Below are 19,448 nucleotides of genomic sequence, written 5' to 3'. Positions count from 1 at the left end.
GCCAACTTGCATTGGGAATTGCCGTTTGGGCCGAATGCTCATTGGTAACTATTTTCCGCAGCGCGAAACAGGGATGCTTGCTGCATCGGCGGGGTTTCAGGATCCAGATGGATCGTCGCCGTCGGTCCGCTCCGCAAGCAAGCGCTCGCCAGGGCGGCTGTCCTCGAACAGGGAGGGTGAACCCTTGTCTAAGAAAGCTTACGGCAAATTTGATCCGACCCAATTCAACATCGACGTTGATGCCGACATCGATCAGAAGCTCGATCAGGACCAGGATCAGGACGTGGACGTCGATACCGACCAGGACTCCGACGTCGATATCGACAACGAAAATTATGCGGACATCGACAACAAGACCGACCAGGACGCAGACACCGACAACGACGCCAAGGCTGATGCCGATGCCGACGCCGACGACAAAAGCGATGCGGACGCCAAGGCCGACGCTGACGCCGACGGCGACGCCGATAACGACAACGACACCGACATCAAGGTCGATCAGGACAACGACAACGACGTGGATGTCGACCAGAAACAGCACGTCGACGTCGATGTCGACCAGGATCAATACGCTGAACAGGACGCCGACATAGACGTACACTTCGACTTCGACTTCGCCTGATAAGTCTTGCTCGCAAGGGGCGCCCGGATCTCATCCGGGCGCTTCCCGAGGCTGCCTGCAGCGAGCGCTGGCCGGGGAGCGCGGCCTCGGGCTGGTCCCGTCTGCCGGCGCCAGGCCGCCACTTTGACGCCCTCGCGGAGACATGTCAGCCCATGAGTTTCTCCAACGCCTTTGCAACGACCGACGTCGAGCGCGCATTCCATCATTGCAAGGTCTCGCTGCTCCTGGTTTTCGTGCTCAGCTTCTTCGTCAACCTGCTCGCTCTGACGGTCCCTCTCTATCTCCTGCATGTCTATGATCATGTCCTGTCGAGCCACAGTCTCGACACGCTGGTCATGCTGACCGGGATCGTGATCGTGGCGCTGGCGGTGCACGCAACGCTCGAAGCCCTGCGCCGCGCGATCCTCGCCCGGATCGGCGTCTGGCTCGACGACCGGCTTCAGACCTCCGTTCTTGTCGCGGCTGTCCAGTCGGCCTTGCGTAGCGATCCGGCCGCGGCGGCGCAGGCCTGGCGTGATATCGGTGGCCTGCGCTCCTTCTTCGGCGGCAGCGCCTGCACCTCTCTGTTCGATCTGCCCTGGACGCCGATCTTCATTCTGGCAATGATCATAGTGCATCCACTTCTCGGCCTGATCGGCCTTGTCGCGTCGGTTGTCCTGTTCGGGCTAGCGCTGCTCAACGAGATAGCGACTCGCAAGCCGTTCGCCCGCTCCAGTGCCGCCTGGGCGGAGAGCCAGCACCGGTTCGAGGCGCTCCTGCGCAATGTCGAGGTCATCAGCGCTATGGGCATGCTACCGGGGGTGGCCCGCCTGCTGAATGACGATCAGTCACAGGCGAAAGAGGCCCAGCTCTCCGCCGCCGCACGCGCCAACGTCATCCAGTCCCTCGCTCGCTTCGTGCGGCTACTCGCCCAGGTCATCGTCATGGCCTGTGCAGCCTGGCTCGTGATCCTGCAGGATGTCAGCCCGGCGGCGATCTTTGCGACGTCGATCCTGCTCGGGCGGTCCCTGGCGCCGGTTGAGGCCGCCATCGGCACCTGGAAGGCGGTTTCGAGCGTGCGCCTGGGCTACGGCCGTCTCAGGAAGATCATGGCGGCTGCGCCACAGCCGCGAAAAGCCATGGAACTGCCACGCCCCAATGGGCAGTTGTCCGTTGAACAGGTGACCTTCCTGCCGCCAGGCGCGAACACGGCGGCGTTGCGCCGGCTGAGCTTTGTGGTCAACCCGGGGGAGATCCTGGGAGTGATCGGTCCGTCCGGAGCCGGAAAGTCGACCCTTGGACGTCTTATCTCCGGTACGATCGCTCCGACTGCCGGGCATGTGCGCCTTGACAGCGCGGACATGGGAATCTGGCTGGCCGCCGGCGGTCACCGGCACTTCGGATACCTTCCGCAAGACATCGAAATCTTCGGCGGCACTGTTCGGGAGAACATAGCCCGCCTGCAGGATGCGTCGGCCGATGAGGTGATCGCAGCCGCTGCCATGGTGGGATTTCACGACACGATCATGCGGCTCCCGCTGGGCTATGAGACCGACATCGGCGAGGGCGGCATGAGGCTGTCCGGCGGGCAGCGGCAGAGGCTTGGCCTTGCGAGGGCATTCTTCGGACATCCCCGCGTCATCGTGCTGGACGAACCGAACGCCAGCCTCGATTTCGAAGGCGAAGAGGCCTTGCGGCAGGCGATCCAGGAGATGCGTCGGCGGGGATCGACGATCATCATCATTGCCCAACGTCTTCGCGTGCTGAACATGTCCGACAAGGTTCTGGTGCTCGACAATGGCATGATGAACGCCTTCGGGAACCGCCGGGACGTCGCCGGCAAGATCAAGAACGTGCGCGCCGCCGTTCCGACCGGGCAACAACAGATCATCACGACCCGCAGCAGCGTCAGGCAACTGGGCCGTGAGGGCGTCCCGGAGCCTGCACGGCACAAGGCAGCGAAGAGGTCCGTTTCAGGGGAGCAATCCGGCGTGTCGTGAAACACTCAAAGCACATAGTCGAGTTTTACCTTGCGTCCCTCCTCTCGCAGTGGTCGGGGACGATGCGCCGTGCGCGCCTGATCGGCGCGACGGTCCTGGCGGACGTCGGCATTTTCATGGTCGACTTCGGCGCCGCCTTCTTTCGATGGCTGGAATCGACGCAGGAGTCCATCAAACCAAGGGTGTCATCAGCAAGAACCGCTTTGGCCGGGATCATCCCGAATTTTCCTTCGATCGTGCCGGTTGGTGACCGGTTACGCGCAGGCTGGACGGCATTCGGCGCGGCGATGACCAGGCTCCGAGCAGTCCTGCGAGCAGCCAGCGCCCGGAACGGAGAAAGGAGGCGCTTCAGCAAAGCGCTTCGGGAGGAGCGCGCCGCGATCGGTTGGAACCGCCCCGTCACGAATGCGCTTGCTTCTATCCCGACGCCGCCGGCGACACCGTTCCATCGCCTGCGTCTGCTTTTCGCCAGCACCTTTGCGGTCGTCGGCGTGTTCATAATCGGCTTCAGCGTCTGGGCGGCCTATGCCCCGCTGGAAAGTGCTGCAATCGCGGCGGGTGCCGTCGAAGCCGAGTCGAGCCGCAAGACCATCCAGCATCTGGAGGGCGGGATCGTCGGACGCATTCTGGTGAACGATGGCGATGAGGTGACCGCCGGCCAATCCCTCATCGGCCTTGACGACACGAAGGCCCGCGCCACCGTCCAGATGCTGCAGATGCAGCTCTGGGATGCGCAGGCCTTGGAGGCACGCCTGGTGGCGGAGCGCGACGACCGGGAGCGCATCCAGTTTCCGCAGGACATCGTGGCGGCGGCCCGGCAGTATCCTGCCGCGGCGGGAATAGTCGCTGGCCAGATCCGGATTTTCGACACCCGACGCAGGCTCAATTCATCGCGGATCGACATGATTCAGCGGCGCATAGCCCAGACCGAGCAGGAAATCGCCGGGCTGCGTTTTCAGGCCAATGCGGCCACGTCGCGTGCGGCGATCATCAAGGGAGAGATTGCCGACGTCGCCCCCCTGGTCGCCAAGCGGCTTCTGACGCGCTCGCGTTTGCGGCAGCTGGAACGCGAACAGGCGGAGATCGATGGACGAATCGGCGAGGCAACGTCCCAGATATCACGTGCGGAGCAGGCGGTCGGAGAATCGCAGGCGATGATCTTCAAACTCGAGAGCGACCATCAGAGCGAAGTCGCGCAGAGCCTGCGCGATACCCAGGCCCAGATCCTGCAGTTCGTTGAACGCATTCAGGCGGCAAGCGACGTGCTCGCCCGAACGATAGTTCGCGCGCCCGAGGCTGGCACCATCACCGATCTGCGCATCCATACGACCGGAGGGGTCATCGCCCCCGGCGAGCCGTTGGTAGACCTCGTTCCGAGTGATGACCGCCTTATCGTGCTGGTCCAGGTCAAACCGGAAGATATCGACCTGGTTCGTCCGGGTCTCCCAGCCCGCGTCCGGCTGCTGTCCTACAAGCATCGCCGCGTGCCGCCCGTGGAAGGCGTGCTCACCTATGTCTCCGCAGACCGTTTGGTCGATAGTCAAACGAGGCGGCCCTACTACACCGCCCGTGTCCGGATCACCGAGGCGTCCCTGCGCGCATTGCCGGAGGTCGATATCATGCCTGGAATGCCTGTCGAAGTGCTGATCAAGACCGGACAGTTCACGGTAGCCCACTACGCGCTGCGTCCGGTTCTCGACGCCTTCGATCGTGCCTTTCGGGAGGATTGACGATGCATCGCGTCGACCATGGCATTCGGCATCTCCCGCCCGCCATCGTATCCGATTCGGATGAAATCGTCGGACCGGAGATGGCGTTCGCCGGGAGCTTTGCCGACGCTCCCGCGTTGCCGCCCGCAGCCGCCGTACCGGCGACACAACCGGCAGTCGATTTGCCGCCTGTCGCGCAAGACGCCGATTGGGAACCCTCATCGATGCCGATAAAAGGGCCGGCGTCGTCCACCGTCTCCCATGGCGCGCAGGCAGTTGGCGGAGACGCCGAGTGGCCCCATTTCATGCCAATTATGGTGGCCGAGAGCTTCGCGCCGCCAAAACCCCCGGTGGTTGCCCATCGGGACGCGGCCAGCGAATCTGCCCACCCCGAGGAAGGGCAGGAAAGGCTGCCCGAGTTTGAAAGCGATGACGCTCGTCGGCCGCACGACGCCGATGGCGTGCTTTCCCTAGACGACGTCGACAGCATCGACGTCACGCAAGTCGCGCTGGCTGACCAAGACGCCAGCATCATCGTCAACGGCTATGCGGGTGACGTGGTGACGCGCCTGCTGATCGACCAAGACCTGATGATGGACCAGGACGCAGACATTAACGTCACCATCGACGGCGACGGACATTTCGTCGTTCTGCTCGATCAGGACATGAGCATAGACCAGGATGTCCAGATCGACGTCGACATTTTCGACGTCGACGGTGTGCTCTATGTGGATCTTTTCCTGCGTGACACGATCGAGATTGAACAAGACACGGCTGTCGACGCGCGCATCACCGACGGACCTCCTGGCGGCACGATCGAGGTGAACCAAAGCATCGAGATGGATCAAGATGTGGACATAGACATCGACATCGAGGACGAGCTGGAAGAGCGCTATGTCGTGGATGTGGATGTCCTGGTCAGGCAGACGATCGACGCCGATCAAGATGCCGTCGTGGACATCAAGGACCGGAATGGGGAGATCGACTTGGATCTGGACGCCATCCAAGCGGCGACCGTCGAGCAGCAAACCATCGTGCAGGCCGATCTTGTTCTGATCTAGCCCAATCGACATTCATCGAGCTGGCCGCAAACTGCTTGGGTCCGAGGCTCTGCCCGCAATTCAAACGCATTTGAATCAAATGCGCTCATTCTTAACCATATCGCGAACTATCGGTAGATTAGCGCCAGCTAACACGGTTAGATGCCTTGGGGCGGCAATGACGGGGAAGCAATTGACTCTCTCGTTTTCGGCCGAGCAGAACGGCTCAGCGCATGACCGCCTTTCCATTGTCGTTATCGACCACCATCCGCTATGGCGAAGTTGTCTGGCCCGGATTCTTCGCGCCGAGTTCCAGGAATTCGCCATCCTCGAGATCGAGACCGCGCACCATTGGGATTCCATCGTCGGCAAAGACATCAGCCTCGTGGCTCTCAACACAGGGAGCTCGATCGTTACGGACGAGCGGGTGCTGGAGAACCTCGCCTACCTTCGTCGATCGCTGCGCGAGGGATATCTCGTGCTCCTTACGGAGATCGACGAGTCGGCGATAACCGACGCGATGATCTTCGAACTCAGCAAATATGGCGTCAGAGGCTACATTGCGGCTTCCGCCTCCGTCGAGATCGCGCTCGCGGCATTTCGGCTTGTGATGGCAGGCGGGATCTATTTTCCACGATCGGTGAGCATGGACTGTTCCGATTGGACGCCGGTTTCACCGGAAAACATCGTCGCCCTGCAACCGGCGGCCACCATGATTGGAATGGCGCCCGAGACGCCTGCCATCGTCAACAAGGCCAGCGCTATATTCACGGAACGCGAGCGACAGGTCATGGCATCCTTGTTGCGCGGCCTGTCGAACAAGGTCATCGCCAGTGAGCTGAACCTGTCGCAGAATACGGTCAAGTCGCATATCTCGCACATCATGCGCAAACTGCATGCGACCAACCGGACCGAAGCGGTCGTTCTCTCCCAGCACGTCGGACCCCATACAAACGGAGGATTGCAGGGGAGCATCTCAGAGGCCTAGCCTCATCTGAACTGCCGAAAACAGCGGCTTTGCAATCGGTCGCCAAGCTTTAGGCGCGTCCTCGGCTTCGGCTATTGAACTGGATCGGACGGCGCCGGAGTTTGATTTTACCCCGCCATCAGCGCCTTGATGCCGTCCGCCACGAACTGCACCGCCAGCGCTGCCAGGATGACGCCGAGCAGCCGGGTCAGGATCGAGCGGCCAGTCTGGCCAAGGATGCGGTCGATGCGCTCGGCCAGCACGAACACCAGATAGGTGATGGCGAGACAGACGAAGATGATGCCGACCAGGGCCGCCTGTGCGCCAAAGCCCTGGAACGAGCCTGACAAAAGCACGGTCGCCGAGATCGCGCCGGGACCGGCGATCAGCGGGATCGCCAGCGGGAAGGCGGCGATGTTGTGGATCATGTCCTTGGTGATGGCGACGTCGCCGATCTTCTCCTTGCGGTCCTGCCGCCGCTCGAACACCATTTCGAAGGCGATGAAGAACAGCAGAAAACCGCCGGCGACGCGGAAAGCCGGCAGCGTGATGCCGAACACCGACAGGATCGAGGCGCCGGCAACGGCAAACAGCGCCATCACCAGAAAGCCGATGGTCGAGGCGCGCACGGAAACCTGCTGGCGCTCCTCGCGGTTCATGCCGCGTGTCACGGCGAGAAAGAGCGGCGCCAGCCCCGGCGGGTCGATGGTCACCAGGATGGTGACGAAGGCGTTGAACAGGCTGTCGAAGCTCGGCATCTTTCACCCCTCCCGCCGGGCAACGCCCGAACCCCTCAATTGGTAGAGCAAAGCAGGGGCGCTGGAAACAGCGCGGGAGGAGGATTTGAGCCGGCTAGCCGGCAACGCTGCAGTAGGCTTCGATGCGGTAGCCATCCGGGTCGATGACGAAGGCGGCATAGTAGTTCTCGCCATAGTCGGCGCGCAGGCCGGGTGCACCATTGTCGCGGCCGCCTTCGCTGAGCGCCGCCGCGTGAAACGCATCAACGCTGGCGCGCGTCGGCGCGCCGAAGCAGAAATGCAGGCCGGACTTCGCATCTGCCGTCACCGGCCGCGGCGCTTCGTTCACCCATAGCGCCACTGTTTCCCTGCCATAGCCAAGCGAGCCGGGTGACTGGCTGAGGCATGTGTAGCCGAGCGGTTTCAGCGCGGCGTCGTAAAAGTGTTTCGCGGCACCGGCGTCGCGGACGCCGATCGAGACATGGTCAAGCATAGTTTTCTCCATGTTTGCAAATGGTTGGTTGATCAGGCTGGAGTCACGCGGCGCGCCAGGAATTCGACCTCGAGGCGCCAGTCCTCGCTGCCGTCATGCGAACACTCGCCCAGCCAGCGGAACGAGTTTTCCGTGATCCGGAAAAAGCTCCAGCGCACGGAGGAACCGCGGGCGTCGACACCTTTCTGGACGATCGTGTCGCCTTCGGCACGGCCAAGCTGGCGACTGAAATACTGGTTGCGCGGGTCGCTCCAGAAAATGTGCCAGGCATCGACGCCAGGATCGTAGACGCGCAATGTGGTGCCGTAGAACGTCCATGTGCCGAGGGACGGTGAGGGACCGGCATCGCGCGCGGGCAGAATCCATACATCCTGGATTGCCTTGCCTTCCAGAACCCAGCCGAAATGCACCTCGCCACGCCCGGTAAGGACCGTGCCGTCTTCGAGGTGGCGTGTGGCATCGAAGGTCCAGGCGCCGACGAAGCGGCCGTAGAGCTTCAGCTTTTCAGCCAGGTCGGGGTTGGGTCCGTCGCTATGCAGGGCTTCGGTAAAGGGATCGATCATGGTTGCTGCCTCGTTTGTCAGGAGACCGCGACCAATAGAGGCATGGCTGGGTTCAGCGCTTGGGAAAAATTGCTATCTTTCAAGCCATGACGACGAGCGAGCAAAACCTTGCATCGGGACAGGGCTGGCACGTGTCCGACGTGGTGTGCACGGCCGGCGCCGGCGACAGCCCGTTCGAGGAAGAGCACCGGACCTTTTGCGTCGCCGCGGTGACTCAAGGCACCTTCCGCTACCGCACGCGGCAGGGCATGGCGATGCTGGCGCCAGGCGCCATCCTGCTCGGCAATCCTGGCGCCTGCTATGAATGCGGCCACGAGCATGGCGCCGGCGACCGCTGCCTCTCCTTCCATTTTGCTCCGGCCTATATGGAAGCCATCGTCGCCGAGGTGCCTGGCGCGAGGCGACTGGGCTTCGGTGCGCCGCGCCTGCCGCCCTTGCCGGCACTGGCGCCGCTGCTGGCGGAAGCAGAGGCCGCGCGCGAGACGGCCGACAGCGATGCATTCGAGGAACTTGGTCTGCGCATTGCCGCAGCGGCAGTAGCCGTTGCTACCGGTGCCGCGCATGTCGGCCGTGCACCGAGCCGCCGCGACCAGAAACGCGTCGCGGAAGCAGTGCGGCGGATCGAGATCGATGGCGACAAACCGCTGTCGCTCGCTGAACTCGCCGACGGCACGGCGACCAGTCCCTATCATTTCCTGCGCACCTTCCGGCACGTCGCCGGAATGACGCCTTACCAGTTCCTGCTGAAAACCCGGCTGCACCGAGCCGCGGTGCGGCTGCGCACGTCGGACGAGGCGATCTCTGCCATCGCCTTCGAGGCCGGCTTCAACGACCTGTCGACCTTCAACCGCCGCTTCCGGCGTGAAATGGGGCAGGCGCCTGGCGCCTATCGCGCCCGCCGGCGGATCGTCTAGCGTTCACCGCTTTGCCCCGGCGGCGGCGAAAAGCGCTTTGGCCATATCGTCGCAATCGACGGTATCCTTTTGAAATCGCCGCCGAAATTGTCTCTGGAAAAGCCGTCGCCGACATTGGAGTTTCGGCCGCGCTTCCTATATAAGCAGCCAGTGATTCCTGACTGGATTGTGACCTGATTTGACCGACCAGAAGACACCGCGCGGCGCCGATGGCGGCCCGACCGGCATCGAGCCGATATCCATCATCGAGGAGATGCAGCGCTCCTATCTCGATTACGCCATGAGCGTGATCGTCAGCCGTGCGCTGCCGGACGTGCGTGACGGCCTGAAGCCGGTGCATCGCCGCATTCTCTATGCCTCGCATGAGAGCAGCTACCACTGGAACCGCAAATATGTGAAGTCGGCCCGCCCGGTCGCCGACGTGATGGGTAAATACCATCCGCATGGCGACGCCTCGATCTATGACGCCCTGGTGCGCATGGCGCAGGACTGGTCGCTGCGCGTGCCGCTGATCGACGGACAGGGCAATTTCGGCTCGATCGACGGCGATCCTCCGGCGGCGATGCGCTACACCGAGTCGCGCCTGACCAAGCTCGCGCACGAATTGCTCGAGGATATCGACAAGGAAACCGTCGATTTCCAGGACACTTACGATGCGTCGGGCAGCGAGCCGAAGGTGCTGCCGGCGCGCTTTCCGAACCTTCTGGTCAACGGCTCCGGCGGCATCGCCGTCGGCATGGCCACCAACATCCCGCCGCACAATCTCGGCGAAGTCTGCAACGGCGCCATCGCCATCATCGACAACCCGGCGATCGACCTGCCGGCGCTGATGGAAATCATCCCCGGGCCGGATTTCCCGACCGGCGGCATCGTGCTCGGCCGGTCCGGCATCTACAGCGCCTATTCGACCGGCCGCGGCTCCATCGTCATGCGCGGCAAGGTCAACATCGAACAGCGCGGCAACGACCGCGAGTCGATCATCATCACCGAGGTTCCCTATCAGGTGAACAAATCGTCGATGATCGAGAAGATGGCCGAACTGGTGCGCGACAAGCGCATCGAGGGCATTTCCGACATCCGCGACGAGAGCGACCGGCAGGGTTACCGCGTCGTCATCGAACTGAAGCGCGACGCCGTCGCCGACGTCATCCTCAACCAGCTTTACCGCTTCACGCCGCTGCAGACCTCGTTCGGCGCCAACATGGTGGCGCTGAATGGCGGCAAGCCGGAACTTCTGACGCTGACCGATATGCTGAAGGCCTTTGTGGCTTTCCGCGAGGAGGTGATCACCCGGCGCACCAAATTCCTGCTGCGCAAGGCGCGCGATCGCGCCCATGTGCTGGTCGGTCTCGCCATCGCCGTCGCCAATATCGACGAGGTGATCAAGCTGATCCGCAGCGCGCCGGACCCGCAGACCGCGCGCGAGCAGTTGATGGAGCGGCGCTGGCCGTCCGGAGACGTCGAATCGCTAATCCTGCTGATCGACGATCCGCGCCACCGCATCAACGAGGACGGCACCTACAATCTGTCCGAGGAGCAGGCGCGCGCCATCCTCGAGCTGCGTCTGCAGCGCCTGACCGCGCTCGGCCGCGACGAGATCGCCGACGAATTGAACACGATCGGCGCCGAAATCATCGACTATCTCGACATCCTGTCGTCCCGCGCTCGCGTCCAGCAGATCGTCAAGGACGAGCTTGCCGCCGTGCGCGACGAGTTCGGCACGCCGCGCCGCACCGAGCTCTCCGAGGGCGGGGCGGACATGGAAGACGAGGATCTGATCCAGCGCGAGGACATGGTCGTCACGGTCAGCCATTCCGGCTACATCAAGCGCGTGCCGCTGTCGCTCTACCGGGCGCAACGCCGTGGCGGCAAGGGTCGCTCCGGCATGTCGACCAAGGAAGAGGATTTCGTCACCCGGCTGTTCGTTGCCAACACGCACACGCCGGTGCTGTTCTTCTCCTCGCGCGGCATCGTCTACAAGGAAAAGGTGTGGCGCCTGCCGATCGGCAACCCGCAGTCGCGCGGCAAGGCGCTGATCAACATGCTGCCGCTCGAGCAGGGCGAGCGCATCACCACCATCATGCCGCTGCCCGAGGACGAGACCAGCTGGGGCGAACTCGACGTGATGTTCGCCACCACGCGCGGCACCGTGCGCCGTAATAAGCTGTCCGACTTCGTCCAGGTCAACCGCAACGGCAAGATCGCCATGAAGCTGGAGGAGGAAGGCGACGAGATCCTCGGCGTCGAGACCTGCACCGACAATGACGACGTGCTTTTGACCGCAAGCTCCGGCCAGTGCATCCGCTTTTCGGTCGGCGACGTGCGTGTCTTCCAGAGCCGAAACTCGGTCGGCGTGCGGGGCATTGCCATGGCCGAGACCGACAGGGTGATTTCCATGGCGGTGATCGAGAATGTCGATGCTCCGCCGGCTGAACGCGCTGCCTATCTCAAGCGAGCGGCGGCCGAACGGCGGCTCGCCGCCGGCATTGCCGCCGGTGAAGAGGAAGAGATCGCGCTGACCAATGAGGAGATCGGCGAGGAGACGGAACTTTCCGACGAGCGCTACGAATTCCTCAAGGCGCATGAGCAGTACGTGCTGACGGTGACCGAATATGGCTACGGCAAGCGCTCGTCGTCCTATGATTTCCGCCTGACCGGGCGCGGCGGCAAGGGCATCCGGGCCACAGACGTTTCGAAAGTGGCCGAGATCGGCCGGCTGGTTGCGACCTTCCCGGTCGGTAATGACGATCAGATCATGCTGGTCTCGGATGGTGGCACGGTCATCCGCGTGCCGGTCGGGGGCATCCGTTTCGCCAGCCGCGCAACCAAGGGCGTGACCATCTTCAACACCGCCGAAGGCGAGAAGGTGGTCTCGGTCGAGCGGATTTCGGAGCCGCAATCGGACGAGGAAGAGAGCGTCGAGGGTGAGGCGGAGAGCGCAGGCGGCGACGCCGGTCCGGACAACGCCGAATAGGCCTTGGAAACAGCGACGCCGGCCCGATGGGCCGGCGCGGTCGAAAACTCTTCGGCGAAATTCAGAAGTTGCGGTGCGGCTTGCGGGGGCCAAAACCTTCGAAGCGCTTTGTGGTGACCTTGGCGCGAACGCGCTCAGCTTCCTGATGCAGCCCGAATACAGTGGCGATCAGCATGGCGACGGTCATTGCGGTGGCTAGCATGTAGATCAGCATGTGCGTGTTCTCCTGCGCCTAATAACGGTTAGATGGGGATTTGGTTTCATCATCTGAAGTGGCTACCTAGTGAACGCTGCGTGAAGCCTTCGTGATCAACGCATTCATCTGTCGTTCATGTCTGCGAAAAGGTTCAGGGACATGATCTCGATCGGATTTGCCTTCCGCCCGCGCGCCCGCTAGAAGCACCAGCCATGACCGAACGCATCGCCCTCTATGCCGGCTCCTTCGACCCGCTGACCAACGGCCATCTCGACGTGCTGAAGGCCTCGCTGGCCGTCGCCGACATCGTCTATGCGGCGATCGGCATCCATCCCGGCAAGAAGCCGCTGTTTTCCTTCGAGGAACGGGTCAAGCTGATCGAGACCGCAACCAAAGCCGAATTCGGCAGTGGCGGCGCCCGCATCAGGGTCGTCGCCTTCGACGGGCTGGTCATCGACGCCGCCAGGAAAGAGGGTGCCTCGATCATGATCCGCGGCCTGCGCGACGGCACCGACCTCGACTACGAGATGCAGATGGCCGGCATGAACGAGACCATGGCGCCGGAACTGCAGACGGTTTTTCTGCCCGCCAGCCCTTCGGTCAGAACCATTACCGCCACACTTGTCCGCCAGATAGCTTCGATGGGAGGCGACATCCGCCCCTTCGTGCCGGCGGCGGTTGCCAGTGCGCTCACCGCCAAATTCGCAAAATAGGTTACTCGGAGAAGACCATGCAGCTGAAAAAGCTCGCCTCGTTCCTCGTCGTGCTTGCCGGTCTCGTGACCGCATCCGTTTCGGCCTTCGCCGCCGATGCGGAAAATACGATGATCATCACACTGAAGGACGGTGACGTCACCATCGCGCTGCGTCCCGACCTCGCGCCCAAGCATGTCGCGCAGATCAAGAAGCTGGTGCGCGAAGGCGCCTACGACAATGTCGCCTTCCATCGTGTCATCGACGGCTTCATGGCGCAGACCGGCGACGTCAAGTTCGGCAACATTAAGAAGGGCTTCAACTCCCAGGCTGTCGGCACCGGCGGTTCCGATCTTCCTGACTTGCCGGCCGAGTTCTCGCAGAGCGAACACTACAAGCGCGGCGTGGTCGGCATGGCCCGCTCGCAGGATCCGAACTCGGCCAACTCGCAGTTCTTCATCATGTTCGCGCCGGCGCCGCCGCTCGATGGCCAGTACACCATCGTCGGCAATGTCGTCAGCGGCATGGAACTGGTCGACAACATCAAGAAGGGCGACGAGGCCGACAACGGTACGGTCACCGACCCCGACCGGATGATCAAAGTGCGCATTGCCGCCGACAAATAAATATGCTTTTTCAAAAGGATATCTGACATGGCTGAGATCAAGGACCGCGAGAACGCGCTCATCATGGAAACGACCAAGGGCCAGGTCGTCATCGAACTTTTGCCCGATCTGGCGCCCGGACACGTCGCCCGCATCAAGGAACTGACACGCGAAGGCGCCTATGACGGCGTGGTCTTCCATCGCGTCATCGACGGCTTCATGGCGCAGACCGGCGACGTCAAGTTCGGCAATTCCTCGAAGCCGACTTTTGCGCCGTCCCGCGCCGGCATGGGCGGCTCCGACAAGCCGGACCTGAAGGCCGAGTTCTCCAACGCCAACCATGCCCGCGGCACCTGCTCGATGGCCCGGGCCCAGAACCCGAATTCGGCCAACTCGCAGTTCTTCATCTGCTTCGACGACGCCGCCTTCCTCAATCGTCAGTACACGGTCTGGGGCCAGGTCATCGAAGGCATGGACAATGTCGACAAGATCAAGCGCGGCGAGCCGGTGCAGGATCCCGACAAGATCGTGTCGCTGAAGGTCGCGGCCGACATCAAGTAAGGCAAAACGACGATGATGGGCGCTGTCTGGTCCCTGCTTGGCATACTGTCCGGCGCCTTCATCGCCGTACAGGCGCCCATCAATTCGCAGCTGGCGCGCGGCCTGGGTCTCCCAGTTGCCGCGGCCGCATTCTCCTTCCTGTCCGGCGCCATCGTGCTCGGCATTATCGCCGTCGCGGTGGTGAAGCTGCAGGGCATCTCGCTCGACTGGAAGGCGCCGGCGCCCTGGTTGTTCGTTGCCGGCGGCATGCTTGGCGGCTTCTACGTCACGCTTTCGACCATCCTGACGCCGCGCATCGGCGCCGCCGCCCTGATGGCGTTCCTGGTCGCCGGGCAGTTGCTGGCCGGCATGCTCATCGACCGCGCCGGCTTCCTTGGCGTCGCAGTGCGCGAGATTTCGCTCGGCCGTGTCGCCGGTGCGGTTCTGCTGCTGGCCGGAGCGCTGCTTATCCGGCTTTACTGATGCGCGTCGATCTCTTCGATTTTGAATTACCGGAGGAGCGTATCGCGCTGCGACCAGCCGAGCCGCGCCACAGCGCGCGCATGCTGGTGGTCAGGCCCGTCGAGGGGCTCGATGACCGGACGGTGCGTGACCTGCCATCGTTTGTCGAAGCCGGCGATGTGCTGGTCTTCAACGACACCAAGGTCATTCCGGCGCAGCTGAAAGGCATCCGGCGGCGCGGCGAAGCTCAGGCGCAGGTCGAGGCCACGCTGCACATGCGCGTGGCACCGGACCGCTGGCAGGCCTTCATGCGGCCGGGCAAGCGCATCGCCGCCGGCGACCGCATCCATTTCGGCCATGACGGCAACTCCTGCTTCCTCGGCCAGCTCGACGCCACGGTGATCGAGAAGGGCGAGGCCGGCGAAGTGCTGCTCGGCTTCGATTTGTCCGGGGCCTTCCTAGACGAGGCGCTGCACGCCGTCGGCCATATCCCGCTGCCGCCTTACATCGCCTCCAAGCGCGACGACGACGAGCGCGACCGCAGCGACTACCAGACCATCTATGCCAGGGAGGAGGGTGCGGTCGCAGCACCCACCGCCGGCCTGCATTTTACGCCGGAGCTGTTCGCCGCACTCGACGCGAAGGGCATCGAGCGCCGCTTCGTCACCTTGCATGTCGGCGCCGGCACGTTCCTGCCGGTCAAGGCCGACGACACCGCCGACCATAAGATGCATGCCGAAACCGGCTCGGTCGGCCACGAGACCGCCGAAGCTCTGAACGCCGCAAAGGCGCGGGGCAGGCGCATCATCGCCGTCGGCACGACCTCGCTGCGCCTGCTGGAGAGTGCTGCGCGTGCGGACGGCACGCTGGCCGCATGGTCAGGACCGACCGACATCTTCATCACGCCTGGCTACCGCTTCAGGACGGCCGATCTGCTGATGACGAATTTCCATCTGCCGCGCTCGACGCTGTTCATGCTGGTTTCGGCCTTTTCCGGCCTCGAAACGATGCGCGCGGCCTATGCGCATGCCATCGAGAGCCGTTACAGATTCTACTCCTACGGAGATGCAAGCCTGCTTTACCGAGCGGAGACGAGCGATGGACGATGACCTCGACGTTTTGGATCGCGACGCCCTGATCGCGGAAGTGAAGAGATTGCGCGCCGGCATTCGTGCGCACCGCGACGCCACGGGACATGATCTGTGCTGGCATCATCCGGATCTCTGGGATCTTTTGCCGGAAAAGACCGAACCGGCGATCGCGGTGCCGCCCTGGCCGAAATTCATGCGCGGCTGCATCCGCTACCGGCAGTCGTTGGACGAACAGGCTCCGGGCGCACCGGTGCACGACAAGGAATTCAATGGCTGACGCATTCTCCTTCAAGGTGCTGGCGACAGACGGCAAGGCGCGGCGCGGCGTGATCGACATGCCGCGCGGCGAGATCCGCACGCCGGCCTTCATGCCGGTCGGCACCGGCGGCACCGTCAAGACCATGTATATGGACCAGGTGCGCGGCCTCGGCGCCGACATCATCCTCGGCAATACCTATCACCTTATGCTGCGGCCCGGCGCCGAGCGCGTGGCGCGGCTCGGCGGCCTGCACGAATTTGCCCGCTGGCCGCATCCGATCCTGACCGACAGTGGCGGTTTCCAGGTGATGTCGCTGTCGAAGCTGAGGAAGCTCACCGAAAAGGGCGTCACCTTCCGCTCGCATATCGACGGCGCCGCCTATGAGATGTCGCCAGAGCGCTCGATCGAGATCCAGGGGTTGCTCGATTCCGACATCCAGATGCAGCTCGACGAATGCACGGCGCTGCCGGCCAAGGTGAAAGAGATCGAGCGCGCCATGGAATTGTCGCTGCGCTGGGCCGAGCGCTGCAAGACGGCGTTCGGCGACCAGCCGGGCAAGGCGATGTTCGGCATCGTCCAGGGCGGTGACGTGCCATCTCTGCGCGTGCGCTCGGCGCAGGCGCTGAAGGCGATGGAGCTGAAGGGCTATGCCGTCGGCGGCCTGGCCGTCGGTGAGCCGCAAGCGGTGATGCTCGACATGCTCGACATCACCTGCGCTGAACTGCCTGAAGACAAGCCGCGCTATCTGATGGGCGTCGGCACGCCGGACGACATCATCAAGTCGGTTGCACGCGGCATCGACATGTTCGATTGCGTAATGCCGACCCGGGCCGGCCGCCACGGCCTCGCCTATACGCGCCGCGGCAAGGTCAATCTGCGCAATGCCCGCCATGCTGACGATCCGCGCCCGCTCGACGAGGAGAGCGACTGCCCGGCCGCGCGCGACTATTCACGCGCCTATTTGCACCATCTGGTGCGCTCGCAGGAGGCGCTCGGCGCTATGCTGCTGACCTGGAACAACCTTTCCTATTACCAGAAGCTGATGCAGGACATCCGCGCCGCGATTGGGGCCGGCGCCTTCGAGGCGCGGGCAGCTGAGATTTCAGAGGGCTGGGCGCGGGGCGATATTCCGGCGAACTGAGCAGGGCTCAGGTGCTGACTGAGGTCGACGCGCGCAGACTGCAGCCGGTGATCCGAAAACTGCCGTCGGGCTGCTGTTCCAGCGTGTAGACTGCCTCGTAGTCCTTGCCGTCCGGCCCGACGATCAGCACTTGCTGGACGATCGAGGTCGGACCCGTCTGCTGCACCTTGCCGAAGGAATAGTTCTGTGGCTGGCGCACCGGCGCGTAGCCATTGGTCACCATGTTCATGAACGTGTCGACGGTCGGGAATATCCGCTTCACATTCGGCGCAGCGTAGCTGTAGGCGGTGGCGCCGTCATTGGCGATGAAGGCTTTCAGCTGGCTGTCGATGACCGTTTGCGCAGCCTTGATCTCGGCATCGCCGCCAAATGCCGAAGACACTAGAAGGAACGGAACTACTGCGAATGCCAGTAAGGTGCGGCGCATGGCCTGCCTCCGGTGTCCCCAGGGAAATCGCTGTTCGAAGGCGACACTATACCATACGCATTGCAGCGCTCCGCGGTTTCAACAAGGGCGGAACAATCGCAACGATACGCCAGCGGCGGCAGCCTGAGCGCCCAAATGCTTGAAAGCCGGGCGGCAGTCTGCCACAAGGGCCGCTTATTCGCGCAGAGACTAAGCAGGACCGGGCAATGAAGGCGTTTTTCGTGCAGATAAAGTGCGACCTGGGCAAGGCCTATGAGGTTGCCAGCGCGCTCGCCGATGCCGAGATCGCCTCGGAAATCTACTCGACCGCCGGAAACTACGATCTGCTCGCCAAATTCTATGTCGAGGATGAAGAGGACATCGGCCACTTCGTCAACGAGAAGGTGCAGATTCTGCCTGGCATCAAGGACACCTTCACGGTCGTCACCTTCCGCGCTTTCTAGTCGCCACCAGGGGCTTGCCCGGGCTCAAGGCAGAGCCTGACCCGGTCCTGTCGGCGTTGCCTTAATCTTAGGCAGTTCTGACATACTGACCGCCGCTTTGCCCCAAATCACCGATTGCGCTTGATTTTCTCCGGCGACGCCAGTGAAATGGCGTCACAGGGGAGTATGCGATTGGCAGCGTTCGACGAAATGCTTCCGGAAGTTTCCGGATTGAGAAAACCGTATTCGGCTTACGACCGCTGGCTGAAGGAGCAGGATCCGGCCAGACTTACCGAGAAAATGCAGGATGCCGAGCGCGTCTTCCGCAAGACCGGCATCACCTTCGCCGTCTACGGCGAACAGGAAGCCTCCGAGCGGCTGATCCCCTTCGACATCGTTCCGCGCATCATATCAGGCAATGAATGGCGCCGGCTGACGCAAGGCATCGAGCAGCGCGTGCAGGCGCTCAACGCCTTCCTCGACGATATCTATCACCGCCAGGAAATCCTGCGCGCCGGCCGAGTGCCCCGGGAGTTGGTCGCCAAGAACGAGGCCTTCCTGCCGGAGATGATCGGGGTCAGGCCGCCGGCCGGCGTCTACACTCACATTATCGGCGTCGACATCGTCCGCATCTCGGAGAACGAATTCTACGTGCTGGAGGACAATGCCCGCACGCCCTCCGGCGTCTCCTACATGCTGGAAAACCGCGAGACGATGATGCAGCTCTTCCCCGAGCTGTTCCAGCAGATCAAGGTGCGGCCAGTGGAAAACTATCCGCAGCTGCTGCGCCAGTCTCTGGCGGCGGTGCGACCGCAGAGCACCAAGGGCACGCCGACCATCGCGGTGCTGACGCCGGGCAGTTTCAATTCCGCCTATTTCGAACATGCCTTCCTGGCCGACCAGATGGGCGTGCAGCTTGTCGAAGGCCAGGATCTGCGCGTCGTCGACGGCCATGTCGCGATGCGCACCACCGAAGGCTACAAGCAGATCGACGTGCTCTACCGCAGGGTGGACGATTCTTTCCTCGACCCGCTGACTTTCCGTCCCGACTCGGCCCTTGGCGTGCCCGGCATCATGGACGTCTACCGGGCCGGCAACATCACCATCGCCAATGCGCCGGGGACCGGCATCGCTGACGACAAGGCGATCTATTCCTACATGCCCGAGATCGTCGAATTCTATACCGGCCGCAAGGCGATCCTCGGAAACATCCCGACCTGGCGCTGCTCCGAGCCGGACAGCCTGAAATATGTGCTCGAGCACATCGATGAGCTGGTGATCAAGGAAGTGCACGGCTCCGGCGGCTACGGCATGCTGGTCGGACCGGCGGCGACCAAGAAGGAATGCCAGGATTTCGCCAAGAAACTCCAGGCCAAGCCGTCCAACTACATCGCCCAGCCGACGCTGGCGTTGTCGACCTGCCCGATCCTGACCGAAAAGGGCCTGTCGCCGCGCCATGTCGACCTCAGGCCCTATGTGCTGGTCTCCGACCGCATCCAGATCGTGCCCGGCGGATTGACCCGTGTGGCGCTGAAGGAAGGTTCGCTGGTCGTGAATTCCTCGCAAGGCGGTGGGACGAAGGATACGTGGGTGCTGGATGATTGAGATGAGTGAG

At 63.0% G+C, this 19,448-nt stretch carries 21 protein-coding genes; 16 read left to right on the top strand and 5 right to left on the bottom strand.

The window, feature by feature from the left end; all coding sequences use genetic code 11:
- The first annotated feature begins 73 nt into the window (after window positions 1–73).
- From ACFX5Q_RS08445 to ACFX5Q_RS08425, 5 genes are all read left to right on the top strand, one after another.
- Window positions 74–622 (top strand): hypothetical protein, encoded by a 549-nt coding sequence (locus ACFX5Q_RS08445; RefSeq protein WP_404276945.1) that lies wholly within the window; start codon window positions 74–76, stop codon window positions 620–622.
- Window positions 623–774: 152 nt separating this feature from the next.
- On the top strand, window positions 775–2,601 hold the full coding sequence (locus tag ACFX5Q_RS08440; protein WP_404276943.1) for a type I secretion system permease/ATPase: 1,827 nt from the start codon (window positions 775–777) through the stop codon (window positions 2,599–2,601).
- A 62-nt stretch (window positions 2,602–2,663) separates the two neighbouring features.
- On the top strand, window positions 2,664–4,331 hold the full coding sequence (locus ACFX5Q_RS08435; protein ID WP_404276941.1) for an HlyD family type I secretion periplasmic adaptor subunit: 1,668 nt from the start codon (window positions 2,664–2,666) through the stop codon (window positions 4,329–4,331).
- Between the two features lie 2 nt (window positions 4,332–4,333).
- Entirely contained in the window at window positions 4,334–5,371 is a 1,038-nt protein-coding gene (locus ACFX5Q_RS08430; RefSeq protein ID WP_404276939.1) for a hypothetical protein, read from the top strand.
- A 79-nt stretch (window positions 5,372–5,450) separates the two neighbouring features.
- Window positions 5,451–6,338: a response regulator transcription factor gene (locus ACFX5Q_RS08425; protein ID WP_404277133.1), complete on the top strand. Its 888-nt coding sequence runs from the start codon at window positions 5,451–5,453 to the stop codon at window positions 6,336–6,338.
- A gap of 107 nt (window positions 6,339–6,445) precedes the next feature.
- Here the strand turns inward: ACFX5Q_RS08425 and ACFX5Q_RS08420 are convergent, their stop codons facing one another.
- From ACFX5Q_RS08420 to ACFX5Q_RS08410, 3 genes are all read right to left on the bottom strand, one after another.
- Window positions 6,446–7,075: a MarC family protein gene (locus tag ACFX5Q_RS08420; RefSeq protein WP_120016114.1), complete on the bottom strand. Its 630-nt coding sequence runs from the start codon at window positions 7,073–7,075 to the stop codon at window positions 6,446–6,448.
- Window positions 7,076–7,169: 94 nt separating this feature from the next.
- Window positions 7,170–7,547, bottom strand: coding sequence for a VOC family protein (locus ACFX5Q_RS08415; protein WP_404276936.1), 378 nt, complete (start codon window positions 7,545–7,547; stop codon window positions 7,170–7,172).
- 32 nt (window positions 7,548–7,579) lie between these two features.
- Window positions 7,580–8,110 carry a hypothetical protein gene (locus tag ACFX5Q_RS08410; protein WP_404276934.1) on the bottom strand — a complete coding sequence of 177 codons (531 nt, stop codon included), beginning with the start codon at window positions 8,108–8,110 and terminating at the stop codon, window positions 7,580–7,582.
- A gap of 86 nt (window positions 8,111–8,196) precedes the next feature.
- On the opposite strand from ACFX5Q_RS08410, the gene ACFX5Q_RS08405 reads away from it, so the two are divergent.
- Window positions 8,197–9,024 (top strand): helix-turn-helix transcriptional regulator, encoded by an 828-nt coding sequence (locus ACFX5Q_RS08405; protein WP_404276932.1) that lies wholly within the window; start codon window positions 8,197–8,199, stop codon window positions 9,022–9,024.
- 178 nt (window positions 9,025–9,202) lie between these two features.
- Window positions 9,203–11,998, top strand: coding sequence for a DNA gyrase subunit A (gene gyrA, locus ACFX5Q_RS08400; RefSeq protein ID WP_404276930.1), 2,796 nt, complete (start codon window positions 9,203–9,205; stop codon window positions 11,996–11,998).
- A gap of 61 nt (window positions 11,999–12,059) precedes the next feature.
- Here gyrA and ACFX5Q_RS08395 read toward each other — a convergent pair whose 3' ends face one another.
- Window positions 12,060–12,212 (bottom strand): hypothetical protein, encoded by a 153-nt coding sequence (locus tag ACFX5Q_RS08395; protein WP_404276928.1) that lies wholly within the window; start codon window positions 12,210–12,212, stop codon window positions 12,060–12,062.
- A gap of 194 nt (window positions 12,213–12,406) precedes the next feature.
- Here ACFX5Q_RS08395 and coaD point away from each other — a divergent pair, with 194 nt between their 5' ends.
- The 7 genes from coaD (at window position 12,407) to tgt (ending at window position 16,984) form a co-directional block, all read left to right on the top strand.
- On the top strand, window positions 12,407–12,907 hold the full coding sequence (gene coaD / locus ACFX5Q_RS08390; protein ID WP_404276926.1) for a pantetheine-phosphate adenylyltransferase: 501 nt from the start codon (window positions 12,407–12,409) through the stop codon (window positions 12,905–12,907).
- Between the two features lie 110 nt (window positions 12,908–13,017).
- Window positions 13,018–13,512, top strand: a complete 495-nt coding sequence (locus ACFX5Q_RS08385; RefSeq protein WP_404277131.1) for a peptidylprolyl isomerase — start codon at window positions 13,018–13,020, stop codon at window positions 13,510–13,512.
- A 27-nt stretch (window positions 13,513–13,539) separates the two neighbouring features.
- A complete protein-coding gene (locus ACFX5Q_RS08380; protein ID WP_404276924.1) occupies window positions 13,540–14,052 on the top strand; it encodes a peptidylprolyl isomerase in 513 nt (170 codons plus the stop codon).
- A 12-nt stretch (window positions 14,053–14,064) separates the two neighbouring features.
- On the top strand, window positions 14,065–14,514 hold the full coding sequence (locus tag ACFX5Q_RS08375) for a DMT family transporter (protein WP_404276922.1): 450 nt from the start codon (window positions 14,065–14,067) through the stop codon (window positions 14,512–14,514).
- Window positions 14,514–15,602 carry a tRNA preQ1(34) S-adenosylmethionine ribosyltransferase-isomerase QueA gene (gene queA / locus ACFX5Q_RS08370; RefSeq protein ID WP_404276920.1) on the top strand — a complete coding sequence of 363 codons (1,089 nt, stop codon included), beginning with the start codon at window positions 14,514–14,516 and terminating at the stop codon, window positions 15,600–15,602. The genes ACFX5Q_RS08375 and queA overlap by 1 nt, the downstream gene beginning before the upstream one ends.
- Window positions 15,592–15,861, top strand: a complete 270-nt coding sequence (locus ACFX5Q_RS08365; protein WP_404276918.1) for a hypothetical protein — start codon at window positions 15,592–15,594, stop codon at window positions 15,859–15,861. The genes queA and ACFX5Q_RS08365 overlap by 11 nt, the downstream gene beginning before the upstream one ends.
- Window positions 15,854–16,984 carry a tRNA guanosine(34) transglycosylase Tgt gene (gene tgt, locus ACFX5Q_RS08360; protein WP_404276916.1) on the top strand — a complete coding sequence of 377 codons (1,131 nt, stop codon included), beginning with the start codon at window positions 15,854–15,856 and terminating at the stop codon, window positions 16,982–16,984. The genes ACFX5Q_RS08365 and tgt overlap by 8 nt, the downstream gene beginning before the upstream one ends.
- A gap of 7 nt (window positions 16,985–16,991) precedes the next feature.
- On the opposite strand, the gene ACFX5Q_RS08355 is transcribed toward tgt, so the two are convergent.
- Window positions 16,992–17,411 carry a DUF4864 domain-containing protein gene (locus ACFX5Q_RS08355; protein WP_404276914.1) on the bottom strand — a complete coding sequence of 140 codons (420 nt, stop codon included), beginning with the start codon at window positions 17,409–17,411 and terminating at the stop codon, window positions 16,992–16,994.
- 206 nt (window positions 17,412–17,617) lie between these two features.
- On the opposite strand from ACFX5Q_RS08355, the gene ACFX5Q_RS08350 reads away from it, so the two are divergent.
- Both ACFX5Q_RS08350 and ACFX5Q_RS08345 read left to right on the top strand, forming a co-directional pair.
- Window positions 17,618–17,854: an Lrp/AsnC family transcriptional regulator gene (locus ACFX5Q_RS08350; RefSeq protein WP_192178842.1), complete on the top strand. Its 237-nt coding sequence runs from the start codon at window positions 17,618–17,620 to the stop codon at window positions 17,852–17,854.
- Window positions 17,855–18,025: 171 nt separating this feature from the next.
- Window positions 18,026–19,438, top strand: a complete 1,413-nt coding sequence (locus ACFX5Q_RS08345) for a circularly permuted type 2 ATP-grasp protein (protein ID WP_404276912.1) — start codon at window positions 18,026–18,028, stop codon at window positions 19,436–19,438.
- Window positions 19,439–19,448: the final 10 nt, after the last annotated feature.

The sequence above is a fragment of the Mesorhizobium sp. IMUNJ 23033 genome (assembly GCF_044778005.1).
GTDB classification, from domain to species: domain Bacteria; phylum Pseudomonadota; class Alphaproteobacteria; order Rhizobiales; family Rhizobiaceae; genus Mesorhizobium; species Mesorhizobium amorphae_A.
This window is presented reverse-complemented; position numbering and strand designations above follow the sequence as displayed.